This is a genomic window from Pseudomonas koreensis (assembly GCF_024169245.1).
Taxonomy (GTDB): Bacteria; Pseudomonadota; Gammaproteobacteria; order Pseudomonadales; family Pseudomonadaceae; genus Aquipseudomonas; species Aquipseudomonas koreensis_F.
The window spans coordinates 1,051,418-1,067,949 of the sequence record NZ_JALJWP010000001.1; the positions used below are offsets into that span (position 1 = coordinate 1,051,418).

General features: G+C 60.9%; 19 protein-coding genes. 10 read left to right on the top strand and 9 right to left on the bottom strand.

Annotated elements, in window-relative coordinates; genetic code table 11:
* The first annotated feature begins 173 nt into the window (after window positions 1-173).
* Window positions 174-3,011 carry a class I adenylate cyclase gene (locus J2Y90_RS04935; RefSeq protein ID WP_253497105.1) on the top strand — a complete coding sequence of 946 codons (2,838 nt, stop codon included), beginning with the start codon at window positions 174-176 and terminating at the stop codon, window positions 3,009-3,011.
* A gap of 9 nt (window positions 3,012-3,020) precedes the next feature.
* Here J2Y90_RS04935 and rnk read toward each other — a convergent pair whose 3' ends face one another.
* From rnk to cyaY, 3 genes are all read right to left on the bottom strand, one after another.
* Window positions 3,021-3,440: a nucleoside diphosphate kinase regulator gene (gene rnk, locus J2Y90_RS04940; protein WP_024014769.1), complete on the bottom strand. Its 420-nt coding sequence runs from the start codon at window positions 3,438-3,440 to the stop codon at window positions 3,021-3,023.
* Between the two features lie 127 nt (window positions 3,441-3,567).
* On the bottom strand, window positions 3,568-3,792 hold the full coding sequence (locus J2Y90_RS04945) for a DUF1289 domain-containing protein (RefSeq protein WP_064364658.1): 225 nt from the start codon (window positions 3,790-3,792) through the stop codon (window positions 3,568-3,570).
* Window positions 3,793-3,795: 3 nt separating this feature from the next.
* Window positions 3,796-4,128, bottom strand: coding sequence for an iron donor protein CyaY (gene cyaY / locus J2Y90_RS04950; RefSeq protein ID WP_253497108.1), 333 nt, complete (start codon window positions 4,126-4,128; stop codon window positions 3,796-3,798).
* 305 nt (window positions 4,129-4,433) lie between these two features.
* Between cyaY and lptM the strand changes: the two genes are divergently transcribed.
* Genes lptM through J2Y90_RS04980 form a run of 6 tightly spaced genes read left to right on the top strand, consistent with a single transcriptional unit; the run spans window position 4,434 to window position 9,040 of the window.
* Entirely contained in the window at window positions 4,434-4,604 is a 171-nt protein-coding gene (lptM, locus tag J2Y90_RS04955) for an LPS translocon maturation chaperone LptM (protein ID WP_016772589.1), read from the top strand.
* Window positions 4,605-4,613: 9 nt separating this feature from the next.
* Window positions 4,614-5,861, top strand: a complete 1,248-nt coding sequence (gene lysA / locus J2Y90_RS04960) for a diaminopimelate decarboxylase (RefSeq protein WP_253497112.1) — start codon at window positions 4,614-4,616, stop codon at window positions 5,859-5,861.
* Between the two features lie 3 nt (window positions 5,862-5,864).
* The gene (gene dapF / locus J2Y90_RS04965; protein WP_041476933.1) at window positions 5,865-6,695 is read left to right on the top strand and encodes a diaminopimelate epimerase; all 831 of its coding nucleotides are present in this window, start codon (window positions 5,865-5,867) and stop codon (window positions 6,693-6,695) included.
* 13 nt (window positions 6,696-6,708) lie between these two features.
* On the top strand, window positions 6,709-7,434 hold the full coding sequence (locus J2Y90_RS04970) for a DUF484 family protein (RefSeq protein ID WP_024014772.1): 726 nt from the start codon (window positions 6,709-6,711) through the stop codon (window positions 7,432-7,434).
* A 2-nt stretch (window positions 7,435-7,436) separates the two neighbouring features.
* A complete protein-coding gene (gene xerC, locus J2Y90_RS04975; RefSeq protein ID WP_253497115.1) occupies window positions 7,437-8,336 on the top strand; it encodes a tyrosine recombinase XerC in 900 nt (299 codons plus the stop codon).
* The gene (locus tag J2Y90_RS04980) at window positions 8,333-9,040 is read left to right on the top strand and encodes an HAD family hydrolase (RefSeq protein WP_253497118.1); all 708 of its coding nucleotides are present in this window, start codon (window positions 8,333-8,335) and stop codon (window positions 9,038-9,040) included. The genes xerC and J2Y90_RS04980 overlap by 4 nt, the downstream gene beginning before the upstream one ends.
* 185 nt (window positions 9,041-9,225) lie before the next feature.
* Here the strand turns inward: J2Y90_RS04980 and sutA are convergent, their stop codons facing one another.
* The 4 genes from sutA to glnK form a co-directional block, all read right to left on the bottom strand.
* A complete protein-coding gene (gene sutA / locus J2Y90_RS04985) occupies window positions 9,226-9,552 on the bottom strand; it encodes a transcriptional regulator SutA (protein WP_101161580.1) in 327 nt (108 codons plus the stop codon).
* Between the two features lie 101 nt (window positions 9,553-9,653).
* Entirely contained in the window at window positions 9,654-10,079 is a 426-nt protein-coding gene (locus J2Y90_RS04990; protein ID WP_024014775.1) for a secondary thiamine-phosphate synthase enzyme YjbQ, read from the bottom strand.
* A 215-nt stretch (window positions 10,080-10,294) separates the two neighbouring features.
* Window positions 10,295-11,632: an ammonium transporter gene (locus J2Y90_RS04995; RefSeq protein WP_024014776.1), complete on the bottom strand. Its 1,338-nt coding sequence runs from the start codon at window positions 11,630-11,632 to the stop codon at window positions 10,295-10,297.
* 37 nt (window positions 11,633-11,669) lie between these two features.
* Window positions 11,670-12,008 carry a P-II family nitrogen regulator gene (gene glnK, locus J2Y90_RS05000; protein ID WP_002555808.1) on the bottom strand — a complete coding sequence of 113 codons (339 nt, stop codon included), beginning with the start codon at window positions 12,006-12,008 and terminating at the stop codon, window positions 11,670-11,672.
* Between the two features lie 394 nt (window positions 12,009-12,402).
* Here glnK and J2Y90_RS05005 point away from each other — a divergent pair, with 394 nt between their 5' ends.
* Window positions 12,403-12,663: an accessory factor UbiK family protein gene (locus J2Y90_RS05005; protein ID WP_007920416.1), complete on the top strand. Its 261-nt coding sequence runs from the start codon at window positions 12,403-12,405 to the stop codon at window positions 12,661-12,663.
* A 252-nt stretch (window positions 12,664-12,915) separates the two neighbouring features.
* Here the strand turns inward: J2Y90_RS05005 and J2Y90_RS05010 are convergent, their stop codons facing one another.
* Window positions 12,916-13,185 (bottom strand): HigA family addiction module antitoxin, encoded by a 270-nt coding sequence (locus J2Y90_RS05010; RefSeq protein WP_253497121.1) that lies wholly within the window; start codon window positions 13,183-13,185, stop codon window positions 12,916-12,918.
* A gap of 204 nt (window positions 13,186-13,389) precedes the next feature.
* Here J2Y90_RS05010 and J2Y90_RS05015 point away from each other — a divergent pair, with 204 nt between their 5' ends.
* Window positions 13,390-13,587, top strand: a complete 198-nt coding sequence (locus J2Y90_RS05015) for a hypothetical protein (protein ID WP_253497124.1) — start codon at window positions 13,390-13,392, stop codon at window positions 13,585-13,587.
* A 146-nt stretch (window positions 13,588-13,733) separates the two neighbouring features.
* Entirely contained in the window at window positions 13,734-15,227 is a 1,494-nt protein-coding gene (locus tag J2Y90_RS05020; RefSeq protein ID WP_253497127.1) for a YifB family Mg chelatase-like AAA ATPase, read from the top strand.
* Here the strand turns inward: J2Y90_RS05020 and J2Y90_RS05025 are convergent.
* Window positions 15,224-16,438 carry an aldose 1-epimerase family protein gene (locus tag J2Y90_RS05025; protein ID WP_253497130.1) on the bottom strand — a complete coding sequence of 405 codons (1,215 nt, stop codon included), beginning with the start codon at window positions 16,436-16,438 and terminating at the stop codon, window positions 15,224-15,226. The two genes, J2Y90_RS05020 and J2Y90_RS05025, sit on opposite strands and share 4 nt — an antisense overlap.
* Window positions 16,439-16,532 lie beyond the last annotated feature (94 nt).

Genomic DNA, 16,532 nt, shown 5'->3' on the forward strand with positions numbered 1-16,532 from the left:
ACTTTGCCCACGGGAACTCCTGCCACGGGATTTCCGCGGGCCCGCCCGAACGCTGTCGATAAAAATCTGCCGTCAAAAAACAAATTCAGCTTAAACGTCCTGCCGCGCAGAGGCTAAACTGCGGCCATTCCAAGACCCTCTTCGTCCGAGCCTGCAAGCCGGTTTGAGCTGACATGACGCGCACCCACGAAATCCGCCCCGACCTGGACGAAGGCATCGACCGCAAGGTACTCAGCCAACTGCGCGCACGTTTTCTCAAACTCAATGAAGGCCGCCTCGGCCGCGCCCTTGAAGGCTTGTCGACGCGCCAGCAAAGCGTGCTGACGCTGTTGCCGCTGTTCTTCCACGTCAATCATCCGCTGCTGCCGGGCTATGTCTCGGGCAGTACGCCGGCCGGCTTGTCCAACTATGAGCCGGACACCAATGCGCTGACCGAGGCGCAGCGCCTGACCCGCTCGTTCTCCTACAAACCGCGACATGGCAGTAACCCGCCGCGGCCGATTCACGGCCTGTTCCTGATGGGCAGCCTCGGCACGCTGGCCCAGGCCGATCAGAGCGACATGGACGTGTGGGTCTGCCATGCGCCCGATCTGAGCGAAAGCGAACTCGCAGAGCTGACCAGGAAATGCCAGTTGCTGGAAACCTGGGCCGCGAGCCAGGGCGCCGAGGCGCATTTCTTCCTGATCGACCCAGCTCGATTCATCAAGGGGGAACGAGACTCCCAGCTCAGTTCGGAAAACTGCGGCAGCACCCAGCACTATCTGCTGCTCGACGAGTTTTATCGTACGGCGATCTGGCTGGCCGGGCGCACGCCGATCTGGTGGCTGGTGCCGGTTTACGAAGAAACGGCCTACGACGATTACACCCATACCCTGCTGTCCAAACGCTTTATTCGTGCAGACGAAACCCTGGATCTCGGCCCGCTGGCGACAATTCCGCCCGGAGAATTCATCGGTGCCGGGTTGTGGCAGTTGTTCAAAGGCATCGAGTCACCCTACAAGTCGGTGCTCAAGCTGCTGCTGACCGAGGTGTACGCCAGCGAACACCCGCAGGTGCAGTGCCTGAGTCTGCGCTTCAAGAACGCCGTGTTCGCCAACCAGCTCGATCTCGATGAGCTGGACCCGTACATGGTCGTGTATCGGCGTATCGAGGAATACCTCATCGCCCGCAACGAGCCGGAACGCCTGGAGCTGGTGCGTCGCGCGTTGTATCTGAAGGTCAACCGCAAACTCACCGGCAACAGCCGCAGCCAGGGCTGGCAACGCGCACTGCTCGAACGCCTGGCCAGCGAGTGGCACTGGGATCAGCGGCAACTGGCGCTGCTCGACAGTCGCAGTCAGTGGAAAGTCCGCCAGGTCAGCGCCGAGCGCCGCGCGCTGGTCAACGAACTCAATTACAGCTATCGCTTCCTGACCCAGTTCGCCCGCAGCGAACAGACCGTCAGCCTGATCAACAAGCGCGACCTCAATGTCCTCGGCCGGCGCCTTTATGCGGCGTTCGAGCGCAAGGCCGACAAGGTCGAGTTCATCAACCCCGGCATCGCCCCGGATCTGGCCGAAGACACCCTGACCCTGGTGCAGTCGCCCAACAAAAAAGAGCCGGGGCAGACCCAGTGGGGCCTGTACAACGGTAGCCTGACGGCGCTGGAGTGGGAAAACTTTGCGCCGATCAAACGCAGTCGCGAACTGCTTGAACTGCTGACCTGGTGCCACCGCAACGGCGTGATCGACAGCAGCACCCGTCTGGCCCTCCACCCCGGTACCAGCGACCTGAGCGAGTTCGAGCTGTTCAACCTGCTCGGCAGCCTGCAGCAGTGCATCGCCCTGCCGTTGCCCACGCTGGCCGAAGAGCCCTTGCTGCGTGCCGCTGTGCCCAGCGAAGTGCTGATGTTGATCAACGTCGGCGTCGACCCGCTCAAGCATCATCGCGATCTGAACATCCTGATGACCACCGAGCGCACCGACTCGTTGAGCTATGCCGGCGTGCGCGAAAACCTCGTACTGACCCTCGATCAGGTCACGCTCAACAGCTGGAACGAAGTGCTGGTCAATCGTTTCGACGGCCCGCACGCACTGCTCGATTGCTTGCGCGATTACCTCAACAATCTGCCGCGCGGCCCGGTGCAGCCATCGCTGAAGGTGCGCTGCTTCTGCCACAACCGCGCGCAATTCATTGCCCGCCGCGTCGAAGAAATCGTCGATACCGCGCAGACCCTGTTGCTCAGCGCCTTGAATCACCGCTACCTGATCCAGGTGCAGCAGCACTATCACGTGCTGGAGCTGGTGCCGGGCCAGGTCAACCATGTCGCCCTTGCCACCCTGCCGGCACTGCTCGATTATCTGGGCGAAGAACAACCGCGCTACAGCCCACTGCACCTGGACCCGATGGCACTCGAGGATCACGACCTGGCGCTGATTCTGCCGATGGGTCAGCCCGAATGCATTCAGGTGTTCTATCGCATCAGCGAACAGCAGGCCGAGCTGTACGTGTTGGATGAATTCAATGCCTTGTGGCACCAGCAGTTGCCGTACCACGACGAACAGAGCCTGCTGGTGCCGTTGCAGCGTTTTCTGCAATCGATCCAGTACCGCCGTGAAGCCCAATTGCCGATGGACGGTGGTCCGGCGAGCAGTCCCGAGACTTTGTATTACCAGCTGTCAGGCCCGGGACGCTCACGCAGGGTCGAAACCCGCCCGGCACCGCAGACGCCAGTGAACAAACCGTTCTACGACGTGCAGGCGATCATCGGCAAAGCCGCGCCCGGCGAAGTGCAGGTGACCCTGTATTGCAATCAGCGGGAATTCAGCGAACTGGAACATGGCGACCAGCTGTTCAGCGTGGTCGCCCGGGAGATCGTCGAGCAGCGCCGCGAGACCGAGCGCTATCGCTGCTACATCACCGACCTCGACCTGTCGGGTCTGCTCGGTGACGGGCACAGTTCAAGCAATCTGTATCTGCGCTACAAGGCGGACCTGGAGCGCTCTTTGAACGACGCGCTCGAACAGGTTTGAGGCAGGGATTTATTCGGGAAAGGCGCCGCCGTTGACCGGTTGCGATTCCACTTCCAGCAAGGTCAGTTTCAGCGACTTGCCGCCCGGCGCCGGCCAGTCGATGTGCTGACCGACTTTCAGGCCCAGCAGTGCACTGCCGACCGGGGCCAGAATGGAAATCTTGCCTTCGTCGGCGTTGGCGTCCTTGGGGTAGACCAGCGTCAGGTGGTAATCCTTGCCACTGCCTTCTTCGCGGCAATGCACACGGGAATTCATGGTCACGACATCGGCGGGCACTTCATCGTGGCCGACCACGGTATCGGCGCGGTCCAGCTCGGTTTGCAGCGCAATCACGCCCGGCGCAGCCTGATCTTTGTCGCTCAGGCTGTCGATCAGGCGCTCCAGACGTTGCACGTCCAGACGGGTAAGGGTGATGGAAGGTGCGGTCATGATCCAGGCAGACTCCTTTCTTCTGCACAAAAAAAGCAAAACCCCGCCAAAAAAAGACGGGGTTTTCACCGTGCCTCGGTGGTTTGAGGCGTTCGCGGACACTATCACAGCTCAAAAAATATACAAGTCACGCCCCACTGGACTGCTTGCGCTGTGACGCCTGGGCGACGATGACCCGACGCCGCTGATCATCCGCCGAGCGCCATTCGCGAATGTCTTCGACGTGACGTGCACAGCCGAGACAGACTTTCTGTTCGTCCAGTCGACAGACGCCCGTGCACGGCGAAGGCACCGCCGGGCTGACGTTGCTGTAAAGCGGTTTCGGCGGGCGAACAGGCGCTGCATCCGTCACGAATCACAGACCTTCGAAATCGAATTCGGCGTCAGCCTGCTGCTTGACGATGCGTTCGAGCATTTCGCCCAACTGCTCTTCGCTCTTGTCGCACATCCAGCGCCCGCTTTCTTCGTCGTAGTCGAAATGGAAGCCACCGGACACCGCCGCCAGCCACAGCTGCCGCAAGGGTTCCTGGCGGCTGAAGATCAACTGGCTGCCGTTTTCGAATTTGACCGTCAGCACGCCGGCAGAGCTTTCCAGATCGATGTCCAGATCGCTTTCGTCAAATATGTCTTCCAGTTTTTCCTGGGTTTCATCGACCAGATCGTGGAAACGGGCTTCGGACAAACTCATTGCGGCAACCTCAAAAATGTCTGATCAGGCTCAAGCGCCGAAAGATACGGACGCTGCCGGCCGATTGCAAAGATTAACGACCAAGCACCTGTCGCACTCCAAACACTACCCCCTGTAGGAGTGAGCCTGCTCGCGAATGGCCGGCACATTCAACATAACTGCTGCCTGACACACCGCTATCGCGAGCAGGCTCACTCCTACAGGGGTTTGCGCAAGCCCCGCCGGACGGGAACCCCCTCGCATAGGCAAGCTGCCGGGTGGCCGGTATACTCCGGCGCAATTAACGCATTTTCAAGGATTTCGCCATGAAGCGCCTGATCTCTTCCCTTGCTGCGCTCGTCGCGGTTGCCTGCCTCGTTTCGGCCTGTGGTCAAAAAGGCCCGCTGTACCTGCCGGATGACGATCAGGACCCGGCCGAACAAGCCCAGTCTTCGCAAAAGCAGCCATCCAAGGCTCACAAGCACGACGTTTACTAAGGGATCGCCATGGACGCTTTTAACTACCGTGGCGGGGAGCTGTTCGCGGAAGGTGTGGCGCTGTCCGCCATCGCCGACCGCTTCGGCACGCCCACTTATGTCTATTCGCGCGCGCACATCGAAGCGCAATATCTGGCCTACGCCGATGCCTTGGCCGGCATGCCGCATCTGGTGTGCTTCGCGGTCAAAGCCAATTCCAACCTCGGCGTACTCAATGTCCTGGCCCGTCTCGGCGCCGGTTTCGACATCGTTTCCCGTGGTGAGCTGGAACGCGTACTGGCCGCTGGCGGCAGCGCCGACAAGATCGTCTTCTCCGGCGTCGGCAAGACCCGTGACGACATGCGTCGCGCCCTCGAAGTCGGCGTGCACTGCTTCAACGTCGAATCCACCGACGAGCTCGAGCGCCTGCAACTGGTCGCCGCCGAGCTGGGCGTTCGCGCCCCGGTTTCGCTGCGCGTGAACCCGGACGTCGATGCCGGCACCCACCCGTACATTTCCACCGGTCTCAAAGAAAACAAGTTCGGCATCGCCATTGCCGACGCCGAAGACGTGTACGTGCGTGCCGCGCATCTGCCGAACCTGGAAGTGGTCGGCGTCGACTGCCACATCGGTTCGCAACTGACCACGCTGCCGCCGTTCATCGATGCACTGGATCGCTTGCTGGATCTGGTCGATCGCTTGGGCGATTGCGGCATTCACCTGCGCCACATCGATCTCGGTGGCGGCCTGGGCGTGCGTTATCGCGATGAAGAGCCGCCGCTGGCTGCCGACTACATCAAAGCCGTGCGCGAACGTCTCGACGGGCGTGATCTGGCGCTGGTGTTCGAGCCGGGCCGCTTCATCGTCGCCAATGGCGGCGTGCTGCTGACGCAGGTCGAGTACCTCAAGCACACCGAGCACAAGGATTTCGCCATCGTCGATGCGGCAATGAACGACCTCATCCGCCCGGCGCTGTATCAGGCGTGGATGGACGTCACGGCGGTGAAACCGCGCGACAGCGCTGCACGCAAGTACGACATCGTCGGGCCGATCTGCGAAACCGGTGACTTCCTCGCCAAGGACCGTGAACTGGCGCTGGAAGAAGGCGACTTGCTGGCGGTGCATTCGGCCGGAGCCTACGGTTTCGTCATGAGCTCCAACTACAACACTCGCGGCCGTGCCGCCGAGGTGCTGGTGGATGGTGATCAGGTTTTTGAAGTGCGTCGCCGCGAAACCGTGGCCGAGCTATTTGCCGGCGAAAGCCTGCTGCCGGAGTAACCCATGCTGCTGCGTTTTACCAAAATGCACGGCCTGGGCAACGACTTCATGGTCCTCGACCTGGTCAGCCAGCACGCGCACATTCAGCCCAAACACGCCAAGCAATGGGGCGACCGCCACACCGGTATCGGTTTCGACCAGTTGCTGATCGTCGAAGCGCCGAGCAACCCGGACGTGGATTTCCGCTACCGGATCTTCAACTCCGACGGTTCGGAAGTGGAACAATGCGGCAACGGTGCGCGCTGCTTCGCCCGCTTCGTGCTCGACAAGCGCCTGACCGCCAAGCGGCAGATCCGTGTCGAGACCAAGGGCGGCATCATCGAACTGGACGTGCGTAACGACGGCCAGATCGGCGTGAACATGGGTGCGCCGCGCCTGGTACCGGCGGACATTCCGTTCCAGGCGCCGGCCCAGGCCAGCAGCTATCAGCTGGAAGTCGACGGCACTACGGTCGAGCTGGCTGCCGTGTCGATGGGCAATCCCCATGCGGTCATTCGCGTGGATGACATCAACAGCGCGCCGGTGCATGAATTGGGGCCGAAGATCGAACACCATCCGCGCTTCCCGGCGCGGGTCAATGTCGGTTTCCTTCAGGTCATCGACCGCCACCGCGCGCAACTGCGCGTGTGGGAACGCGGCGCCGGGGAAACCCAGGCCTGCGGCACCGGCGCCTGTGCGGCGGCGGTGGCGGCCATCAGTCAGGGGTGGATGGATTCGCCGCTGTTGATCGACCTGCCCGGCGGGCGTCTGTCCATCGAGTGGGCCGGCCCGGGCGAACCGGTATTGATGACCGGTCCGGCAGTGCGTGTATACGAAGGACAAGTGCGTCTTTGAGCGAGCAGAAATCATGACCGACAAGCCCCAGGTACCCGCCCGACCAGTCGACGAATCAGCGTCCGAGAGCCTCGAGGCAGCCGCGGTTGCCGCCTACCTGGAGGCTCATCCGGACTTCTTCGTCGAGCACGAAGAGCTGCTGCCGTCGTTGCGCATCCCGCACCGACGCGGCGACACCGTGTCGCTGGTCGAGCGCCAGATGACCATCCTGCGCGATCGCAACATCGAGATGCGCCATCGACTTTCGCATCTGATGGACGTGGCCCGCGACAACGATCGGCTGTTCGAAAAAACCCGGCGCCTGATCCTCGCGCTGATGGATGCCTCGACCCTGGAAGACGTGGTGATCAGTGTTGAAGACAGCCTGCGTCAGGATTTCCAGGTGCCTTTTGTCAGCCTGATCCTGCTCGGTGACAACCCGGCACCGGTCGGCCGCTGGGTAACCCACGCCGACGCGCAAACCGCGATCGGCGGCCTGCTCACCGAAGGCAAAAGCGTCAGCGGCAGCCTGCGTGAACATGAGCTGGATTTCCTCTTCGGCGAAGAACAGCGCCAGCAGATCGGCTCGACCGCCGTGGTTGCCGTCAGCCATCAAGGCATCCACGGCATTCTGGCCATCGCCAGCCGCGATCCGCAGCACTACAAGAGCTCGGTCGGCACCCTGTTCCTGAGCTACATCGCCGAGGTCATGGGCCGCGTGCTGCCACGGGTCAACAGCTCGCTGCGCTCGGTACGCTGACCGTGGAACGACAACTGGACGCTTACTGCGAACACCTGCGCAGTGAGCGACAGGTGTCGCCGCACACCCTGTCGGCTTATCGCCGCGACCTCGATAAAGTCCTCGGCTGGTGCATCAAGCAGAACATCGGCAGCTGGGCTGCGCTGGACATCCAGCGCCTGCGCAGCCTGATCGCCCGGTTGCATGCGCAAGGCCAGTCCTCGCGCAGCCTCGCCCGCCTGCTCTCGGCAGTGCGTGGGCTCTATCACTATCTGAATCGCGAAGGCTTGTGCGACCACGACCCGGCCACCGGTCTGGCACCGCCGAAAGGCGAACGGCGCCTGCCGAAAACCCTCGACACTGACCGCGCCCTGCAACTGCTGGAAGGTGCGGTCGAGGACGATTTTCTCGCCCGGCGCGATCAGGCAATTCTGGAACTGCTCTATTCATCAGGCCTGCGCCTGTCCGAGCTGACCGGGCTCAATCTCGATCAGCTCGACCTCGCCGACGGAATGGTTCAGGTGCTGGGCAAGGGCAGCAAGACCCGTCTGCTGCCTGTGGGGAAAAAGGCCCGTGAAGCCCTCGAACAATGGCTGCCGCTACGCGCCATGACCAATCCTGCCGACGATGCGGTTTTTGTCAGCCAGCAAGGCCGACGCCTTGGCCCGCGTGCAATTCAGGTGCGGGTCAAACTCGCTGGCGAGCGAGAGCTGGGGCAGAACCTGCATCCGCACATGCTCAGGCACTCGTTCGCCAGCCATTTGCTGGAGTCTTCCCAGGACCTGCGCGCGGTGCAGGAATTGCTCGGTCACTCCGATATCAAGACCACCCAGATCTACACCCATTTGGACTTCCAGCACCTGGCGGCGGTCTACGACAGCGCCCATCCCCGGGCCAAACGCATGAAAGGCGATGATTCATGAGCATTCAGTTGATCACCTTCGATCTCGACGACACCCTGTGGGACACCGCTCCGGTGATCGCCAGCGCCGAAACCGTGTTGCGCGAATGGCTGAGCGAACATGCGTCGAATCTGGGGGCAGTGCCGGTGGAGCATTTGTGGTCGATTCGCGAGCGGGTGCTGGCGGACGAACCAGGCCTCAAGCACCGCATCAGCGCGCTACGCCGACGTGTGCTGTTCCATGCGCTGGAAGAAGCCGGATATGCCCACGGCGAGGCGTCGGATCTGGCCGACAAGGCTTTTGAAGTGTTCCTGCACGCTCGGCATCAGATCGAAGTGTTCCCCGAAGTCGAACCGCTGCTGGAGTTGCTCGTCAATCACTATGCCCTCGGCGTGGTCACCAACGGCAATGCAGACGTACGCCGGCTGGGGCTGGCGGATTACTTCAAGTTTGCCTTGTGTGCCGAGGATATCGGCATCGCCAAACCGGACGCACGGCTGTTCCACGAAGCCTTGCAGCGCGGCGGCGTAAGTGCCGAAGCGGCAGTGCATGTCGGCGATCATCCCGGCGATGACATTGCCGGGGCGCAGCAGGCGGGCTTGCGCGCGGTGTGGTTCAACCCGACGGGCAAGGTCTGGGAAGCGGAGCGCTTGCCGGATGCAGAGATTCGCAGCCTCACGGAATTGCCAGCGGTAATCGCCCGCTGGAATGCTCCCTCGAAATGACACAGATCCCCTGTAGGAGTGAGCCTGCTCGCGATAGCGGAGTGTCATTCAATTAGATGTATCTGATACACCGCTATCGCGAGCAGGCTCACTCCTACAGGGGATTCTGGTGGCTGCTCCATTCATGTCAGACATGAAAAAGCCCGCAGCGACGGCGGGCTTTTTCAGCAAGCGAGCGACGCGCCTCAGATAGGGCGGCTGCCGTACTTGTTGTCCGGCTTCTTGGGCGGATCGGCGACCACGTTGGCCTCCACTTCCTGCACCTTGCCGCCGCGCGCAAGGAATTCTTCCATGGCCCTGGCCAGGGCGTCACGCTCCTTGTTCTTGGCTTCGATGCTCGGCAATTCGTCGACCGATACCGCCGCCTTGGCTTTGCCTTTGGCAGCCGGGGCCGGCGTGTCGTCACCGCCATCGTCTTCGGCAACGTCTTCCGCTGCCGCTTCCAGGCCTTCCTCGGCCTCGTCTTCGTCGCCTACTTCGAGGTCGTCGTTTTCCAGATCATCGTCGCTCATGTTCTACCTCATGACTTGCCAAAAGCAGATTAGTTATAGACCAGCTTTGGCGGCTGTCGAAGCCGCCGTTGAAAAATCTTCTACCGCTGCCGGGCAGCGGCTCATGCCTGTTCACCGTGCAAGGTGGCGAGGACTTTACGGGCACCGCCGTGATCACGGTGCTCGCCCAGATAAATCCCTTGCCAGGTACCCAGAGCCAGTCGCCCTGCCGCAACCGGCAGACTGATCTGGCAACCGAGCACGCTGGCCTTGAAGTGCGCCGGGAGATCATCCGGGCCTTCGTCGTTGTGCTCGTAACCGTCTGTTCCTTGTGGGATCAGGCGATTGAAAAATCGTTCGAAGTCGCGGCGGACTGCCGGATCGGCGTTCTCGTTGATGGTCAACGATGCCGACGTGTGCTGCAGCCACAAATGCAACAGACCGACCCGACAGGTCTTGAGTTCAGGCAAGCCTGCGAGCAACTCGTCGGTTACAAGATGAAAGCCCCGGGGCCGTGCCCGCAGGGTTATCAGAGTCTGTTGCCACATACAGTTCTCCGCTCGTTCGGGGCGCATTCTAGCGTGCTCTGAAAAAAAACAAAGGCCCTAATATTCCTGCAGCGATGTAAGCGATTGCCCGCAGAAAAAGCCTCGTCGTAAAGACGACCAAAGCCGTAAGAAAAATCCTTTCAGCCGCTCCTTGAATGACAAATCCCGGACAAAAAAATGCCCGGCGAACCGGGCAATTTTTTCAGTGCGCGTACTTACAGGTTGTAGCCGCGTTCGTTGTGCTGTGCCAGATCGAGACCGACCGACTCTTCTTCCTCGGTGACACGCAGACCCATGACGGCGTCCAGCACCTTGAGGATGATGAAGGTGACGATGGCGGTGTAGATCACCGTGAAGCCGACGCCTTTGATCTGAATCCAGACCTGCGCGCCGATGTCAGTCACGGTGCCGAAGCCGCCCAGTGCCGGTGCTGCGAAAACGCCGGTGAGGATCGCGCCGAGGATACCGCCGATACCGTGTACGCCGAAGGCATCCAGGGAATCGTCATAGCCGAGTTTGCGTTTCAGGGTAGTGGCGCAGAAGAAGCACACCACGCCTGCGGCAAGACCGATCACCAGTGCACCCATCGGGCCCACGGTGCCAGCGGCCGGAGTGATCGCGACCAGACCGGCGACCACACCCGAGGCGATGCCCAGTGCGCTTGGCTTGCCGTGCGTGACCCACTCGGCAAACATCCAGCCCAGTGCCGCAGCAGCGGTGGCAATCTGGGTGACCAGCATCGCCATGCCGGCGGTGCCGTTGGCAGCTGCAGCGGAACCGGCGTTGAAGCCGAACCAGCCGACCCACAGCATCGCCGCGCCCATCAGCGTGTAACCGAGGTTGTGCGGAGCCATCGGCGTGGTCGGGAAACCTTTGCGCTTGCCCAGTACCAGGCACGCGACCAGACCGGCGATACCGGCGTTGATGTGCACCACGGTGCCGCCGGCGAAGTCGAGCACGCCCCAGTCCCACATCAGGCCGCCGTTACCGGACCAGACCATGTGCGCGATCGGTGCATAAACCAGGGTGAACCAGACGCCCATGAAGATCAGCATCGCGGAGAACTTCATGCGCTCGGCGAACGCACCGACGATCAGCGCCGGAGTGATGATCGCGAAGGTCATCTGGAAGGTGATGAACACCGCCTCAGGGAACAGCGCCGCCGGGCCGGTGATGCTCGAAGGCGTGACACCGGCGAGGAACGCCTTGCCCATGCCGCCGAAGAACGAATTGAAGTTGACGACGCCCTGCTCCATGCCGGTGGTGTCGAAGGCAATGCTGTAGCCATAAATGACCCACAGGATGCTGATCAGACCGGTAATGGCGAAGCATTGCATCAGCACGGAAAGAATGTTTTTCGAGCGAACCATGCCGCCGTAGAACAGCGCCAGACCGGGGATGGTCATGAACAGCACCAAGGCTGTCGAGGTGAGCATCCAGGCGGTGTCGCCGGAATTGAGGACTGGCGCTGCCACTTCGTCTGCCGCCATGGCGATGCCGGGCATTACGATGGACAACAGGGCGCCTAGCCCTGCGAATTTACGCAGAGTCATATTGTTTTCTCCTGGGGCGTTGGGTTTGTGGCGGCGCTTAGATCGCGTCGGTATCGGTTTCGCCGGTACGGATGCGGATCGCCTGTTCCAGATTCACCACGAAGATCTTGCCGTCACCGATCTTGCCGGTGTTGGCCGCCTTGGTGATCGCCTCGATCACCCGATCCAGATCCTTGTCGTCGATGGCCACGTCGATTTTCACCTTGGGCAGAAAATCGACCACATATTCCGCGCCGCGATACAGCTCGGTGTGACCCTTCTGCCGGCCGAAGCCTTTGACTTCAGTGACGGTAATGCCCTGCACGCCGATTTCGGACAGCGACTCGCGCACGTCGTCCAACTTGAACGGCTTGATGATGGCAGTGACTAGCTTCATGAAACTCTCTCCCGAATTGGTGGACTTGCCCCAGGAAAACAAACCCGTCTCAAGTCTAAGCGCAGTGCCTGGCTTTGTAACGCATCGTTGACGCCAGCTAACCGCATCAGACGAAACTCCCCGCTTCGTCTGCCGCACTGCATTCGTCACAGCGACTGCATCAGTGCATGGGTCGAGGGTGACTAAGCAGAAACCTTGCCAGCTCGGCAAAAACCCTGAATTTCAACCGTTTGGCGACGGGTACGGGCACTCGTGTAGAAAAGCCTTTACCGATACGCACAACAACGGTGCGCCGCCGTCCGTCCCCCTGCGCGAAAAGCGTGCATCCGTGCAACGGGATTGACTATAGACACTGCGTGATACACTGCCGGCCATTGTTTCCAGGACATTTCCCATGCTCGCGCCCAAAGACTTCCTCGACGCCCTGAGCGGCACCGCTTCCCGCCTGTTCAGCGGCGACACGCCACTGCCGAAAGCCGAAATCGAAAGCCAGTTCAAAATGCTGCTGCAAAGCGCCTTCAGCAAACTCGATCTGGTCAGCCGGGAAGAGTTTGATAGTCAGATGGTCGTACTGGCCCGCACTCGCGCTCGCCTCGAAAGCCTCGAAGCCAAGGTTGCCGAGATGGAAGCGAAGCTGACACCGCCCGCGGAATAATCCGCGCCCCCTGTAGGAGCTGCCGAAGGCTGCGATCTTTTGATCTCCAGCCCTTCAACCATCCCGGCAACGTCCTACAACCTGCACCACCGCCGTCCGATTGCGCCGAAAAGCCCAGGTTTCAACTAGATCGAAAACCCCCAGCCGTGGATACGGTCACACGATTCGCCGCAGATGATGGTGAAACGGGAACAGACCAAGCGCCCAATGGCGGGGCCATGGTGGAAAAGGGCTTCGCGGATGCTGCAATCGCTATAAGCCCGCATGCCTGAGCTGGGCCCTGCGCAAATCGTAAGTCGATTGGAGATTCATCCAGAACTCAGGCGTAGTGTTGAGATGATTGGCAAGGCTGATTGCCAGATCGGCGCAGATCCTGAGCTGGCATTTCACAAGCTTATCGATCTCACTTTCGGGCCAGTTCGTGGGCATGGCCAGATCCATGACAGTCATGCCCAACGGCTCCATGAATTCCTTACTCAGGACCTCGCCCGGATGAATCGGGCGCATACCATTGCGATTCATTTTCCGACTCCAAAGGCTGCATTGAACGGCCAAACTGGAGCATCCGACTCTTCGATACAAGACCGTCGAAACCCTTTCGCCGGGGTCCTACAACTAATAGGGCGCGGCCCTACAAAAATCAGCGTCTGCGCCTGATTACGCGACCTTTCCTCCTTTTAATACGGTAACCAACAAAGCATCTGTCACCCAAAAAACGAGGCCTCAATGAAAGACAAAAAGAGAAGGGCAAAGCTAGAAGAGATTGTTAGATATCACTCTGAAGCACTTCGGTTAGCCGGAGGTATGTCAGCCAATCAGCGTCGTTTTATTGAGGTAGCGGCCAGGTACGGTAAAGAACTCGAACCGGATGGTTGGCTAGCCGGGGGAGGAAGCCAAGTAAGAAATCCCGAAGAAGAAAACTAATGTGGCCACTCTACTGAAGGTGGAAGGGCACCTTGGCAACATCCAGTGAAGGTTTACCCCCGCGTCGGTGCCACCTGCATTCGTTCTCCCAACTATCCTTAAAAAACCCGCAGGAAGCGGACCCCGATTCAGCTCAAGGAACGACCATGTCCCTCTCCATCGTCCACAGTCGCGCCCAGATTGGCGTGGATGCTCCCGCCGTCACTGTCGAGGTTCATCTGGCAAACGGTCTGCCCTCCCTGACCATGGTCGGACTGCCCGAGGCGGCGGTGAAGGAGAGCAAGGATCGGGTACGCAGCGCGATCATCAACTCCGGGCTGCAGTTTCCGGCGCGGCGGATCACTTTGAATCTGGCGCCGGCGGATTTGCCCAAGGATGGCGGGCGCTTCGATCTGGCGATTGCCTTGGGGATTCTGTCGGCCAGTGTGCAGGTGCCATGTCTGACGCTGGATGAGGTGGAATGTCTGGGTGAGTTGGCGCTGTCGGGTGCCGTGCGGCCGGTGCGTGGCGTGCTGCCGGCAGCACTGGCGGCGCGCAAGGCCGGGCGGGCGCTGGTGGTGCCGCGAGCGAATGCCGAGGAGGCCTGTCTGGCGTCCGGGTTGAAGGTGTTTGCGGTGGATCATTTGCTGGAAGCGGTGGCGCATTTCAACGGGCATACGCCGGTCGAGCCTTACATATCAGACGGCTTGATGCATGCCGCCAAGCCCTATCCCGACCTCAACGAGGTGCAGGGCCAAACAGCCGCCAAACGCGCACTGCTGATTGCCGCTGCGGGGGCGCACAACTTGTTGTTCAGCGGACCTCCCGGCACCGGCAAGACCTTGCTGGCCAGTCGTTTGCCGGGATTGCTGCCGCCGCTTTCAGAGTGCGAAGCGCTGGAAGTGGCCGCGATTCAATCGGTCGCCAGCGGCGTGCCGTTGACTCACTGGCCGCAACGCCCCTTCCGCCAGCCGCACCATTCCGCGTCCGGGCCGGCGCTGGTCGGGGGCAGTTCGAAACCGCAACCCGGCGAAATCACCCTCGCCCATCACGGTGTGCTGTTTCTTGATGAATTGCCGGAGTTTGATCGCAAAGTCCTCGAAGTGCTGCGCGAGCCTTTGGAGTCCGGGCATATTGTGATCGCCCGGGCCAAGGATCGCGTGCGATTCCCCGCGCGGTTTCAACTGGTGGCGGCGATGAATCCGTGCCCCTGTGGATATCTTGGCGAACCGAGCGGCAAGTGCTCGTGCACGCCGGACATGGTCCAGCGCTATCGCAACAAGTTGTCGGGGCCACTGCTGGACCGGATTGATCTGCATCTGACCGTGGCACGGGAGGCGACCGCGTTGAGTCCGGCAGCCAAGCCCGGCGAAGACAGCGCCAGCGCTGCGGCGTTGGTGGCCGAATCCCGGGAGCGCCAGCAGAAACGCCAAGGCTGTGCCAATGCGTTTCTCGATCTGCCGGGGCTGAAGCGTCACTGCAAGTTATCCACAGCCGACGAGAAATGGCTGGAGGCGGCTTGTGAGCGACTGATCCTGTCACTGCGCTCGGCGCATCGCCTGCTCAAGGTCGCGCGAACGCTGGCGGATCTTGAGCAGGCCGATGCGATTACCCGCGAACACTTGGCCGAAGCACTGCAGTACCGGCCGGCAACACCTTAATGCTCAGTCAGATCAACCAGCGGCGCCTGGCGCACTTCGGTGTCGCGCCCGGCCTGAATATCGGTCACACGCTTCAGGGCGTTATCCACCGCAGCTTTATCTGCCAGGAGGCTGTAGCTGATCTGGAACTGTTTGTGTTCTTTCGGCGCAATGGTCGGCACCAGATTCAACGGCCGCTGATAGCGACGGTTATAGGAAAAACTGGTGCCCGGCTCCAGTCCGGTGACGTAGCCCTGCCCCTGGGTGTCGGTGTTTTTCCACAGCGAGAACACTGGCAACTGCTGGGTATTGAAGCCAACCGCAACGCCGAGGCTACCGGCCTTGTTGTGCAGCACGGTCAGGGTATCGCCCTTCGCGTCCGCATATGGCACAACGTTGTAGACCGTTTCGTCGTAGTCCCTGGTCGGTGCGCGGTAGGTCTGCCAGTCGGGCAGATCGCCCTTGGCCTTGTCGTTGAACGGCGATACCTGCTTCACCGGCGCAGCGAACTTTGCGCCCTGCTCAAGAAAAGGCGTGCTGAAGTTGCTGTGATACAGCGCCTGGTATTCCTTGGGATAATCGCCGTTGTTGGTCAGGGTGTCGTTGAGGGCGAAGCTCGCGCTGCCCGGTTCGGTGACCAGTTCGGTCGCTACCGAGAAATCGACCTTCTTGAATGCCTGCTCTTTCAGCTCGCCACGCAGCGTGATGGCATACGGCGGCTTCTCGTCGATGTGCAGAGTGACGGTGCTGGCCGGGATGTTTGCGGCGCGACCGTGCAAGGTCAGCAATTCGCCGTTGTCCATGCCGGGATGGCCAACCCACTCGTAACCGCAACGGGTGACCAGCTCATTGAAACCTTCCAGCCAGCCCAGGCCACCGCGACCGTTGAGTTCAATGAACGCCGGGTTGACCACGTCCTTGACCGGCGAATCCCAGCCCATGCGCACGTCGCCCACCGAAGCCTGCAACACGTTCATGCCACGGGTCGGCACCACCGACAGCTTCATCGTGCCGTTATCGATATCGACAATGCTGACGCCCTCCTGACGACCGCCATGCAGAGTACGCAGGGTCACGGAAAACGCTTTGGCGGTTTTTACACCGAGTTGCTCACTGGTGATCGTCCAGTTTTTTGCCGGAGTGTTGGCGTCAAGCAGGACATAGTCCCAAGCCATGGCGTGGGAAGCGGCAGAGAATGCGCCGAGGGCGACGAGGAGTTTGAGCGGGGTCATGGCAGCAGCCTTTATTGGAGTTGTGCCATTTTTATAGCGCTGCGGAAACGTTTCAGCAAGTCCAAAGAAGCGGTGGGGAAAAAGCATTCGCGAG

Excerpts from the sequence above, each read along its gene's own strand:
- J2Y90_RS04935 (WP_253497105.1), top strand. The coding sequence starts at position 174 with ATGACGCGCACCCACGAAATCCGCCCCGACCTGGACGAAGGCATCGAC.
- cyaY (WP_253497108.1), bottom strand. The coding sequence starts at position 4,128 with ATGAGTTTGTCCGAAGCCCGTTTCCACGATCTGGTCGATGAAACCCAG.
- J2Y90_RS04995 (WP_024014776.1), bottom strand. The coding sequence starts at position 11,632 with ATGACTCTGCGTAAATTCGCAGGGCTAGGCGCCCTGTTGTCCATCGTA.
- J2Y90_RS04980 (WP_253497118.1), top strand. The coding sequence starts at position 8,333 with ATGAGCATTCAGTTGATCACCTTCGATCTCGACGACACCCTGTGGGAC.
- J2Y90_RS05010 (WP_253497121.1), bottom strand. The coding sequence starts at position 13,185 with ATGAATCGCAATGGTATGCGCCCGATTCATCCGGGCGAGGTCCTGAGT.
- J2Y90_RS04990 (WP_024014775.1), bottom strand. The coding sequence starts at position 10,079 with ATGTGGCAACAGACTCTGATAACCCTGCGGGCACGGCCCCGGGGCTTT.
- J2Y90_RS05015 (WP_253497124.1), top strand. The coding sequence starts at position 13,390 with ATGAAAGACAAAAAGAGAAGGGCAAAGCTAGAAGAGATTGTTAGATAT.
- J2Y90_RS05005 (WP_007920416.1), top strand. The coding sequence starts at position 12,403 with ATGCTCGCGCCCAAAGACTTCCTCGACGCCCTGAGCGGCACCGCTTCC.
- J2Y90_RS04970 (WP_024014772.1), top strand. The coding sequence starts at position 6,709 with ATGACCGACAAGCCCCAGGTACCCGCCCGACCAGTCGACGAATCAGCG.
- J2Y90_RS05020 (WP_253497127.1), top strand. The coding sequence starts at position 13,734 with ATGTCCCTCTCCATCGTCCACAGTCGCGCCCAGATTGGCGTGGATGCT.
- sutA (WP_101161580.1), bottom strand. The coding sequence starts at position 9,552 with ATGAGCGACGATGATCTGGAAAACGACGACCTCGAAGTAGGCGACGAA.
- J2Y90_RS05025 (WP_253497130.1), bottom strand. The coding sequence starts at position 16,438 with ATGACCCCGCTCAAACTCCTCGTCGCCCTCGGCGCATTCTCTGCCGCT.
- glnK (WP_002555808.1), bottom strand. The coding sequence starts at position 12,008 with ATGAAGCTAGTCACTGCCATCATCAAGCCGTTCAAGTTGGACGACGTG.
- lysA (WP_253497112.1), top strand. The coding sequence starts at position 4,614 with ATGGACGCTTTTAACTACCGTGGCGGGGAGCTGTTCGCGGAAGGTGTG.
- lptM (WP_016772589.1), top strand. The coding sequence starts at position 4,434 with ATGAAGCGCCTGATCTCTTCCCTTGCTGCGCTCGTCGCGGTTGCCTGC.
- rnk (WP_024014769.1), bottom strand. The coding sequence starts at position 3,440 with ATGACCGCACCTTCCATCACCCTTACCCGTCTGGACGTGCAACGTCTG.
- dapF (WP_041476933.1), top strand. The coding sequence starts at position 5,865 with ATGCTGCTGCGTTTTACCAAAATGCACGGCCTGGGCAACGACTTCATG.